Origin of the sequence: Methylobacterium sp. E-045, assembly GCF_022829685.1 — a bacterium.
GTDB lineage: Bacteria > Pseudomonadota > Alphaproteobacteria > Rhizobiales > Beijerinckiaceae > Methylobacterium.
Genome location: NZ_JAKSYE010000001.1, coordinates 1 through 307 on the forward strand (window position 1 = coordinate 1; position 307 = coordinate 307).

The 307-nt window shown below is 66.4% G+C and carries 1 protein-coding gene; it reads right to left on the reverse strand.

Translation table 11 applies throughout. The features are described 5' to 3' along the window. On the reverse strand, positions 1-307 hold a 307-nt coding region (locus tag MKK51_RS00005; protein ID WP_409565583.1), incomplete at both ends, for a carbohydrate porin.

Sequence of the window (307 nt, forward strand, 5' to 3'; positions counted from 1 at the left end):
ATGTGCGTTGGCCTCGAAGACGAACTTGTCGCGGGAATACGGTGCGCCGGTCCCGCCCGAGATGACGTTGGCATCCGAAAGGAACTGCGCGTAGTCGGGCGCGATCCGCTGCCAGTTCACCTTGACCCCGTAACGGTCGAAGGGACGAGATTGGTCCGGCGCCTGGAGGGTGACGCCCGCGAACGCGTTCCATCGAATCGGGATGGTCGGGTCGGGTGCGTAGGCGAGGCTGGTATAGGCCTGGATCGAGGTCGGGTTCGGGTTGGCCGCGTCGGCACCCCCATCGGCGCGCCAGACCACCTGGCTC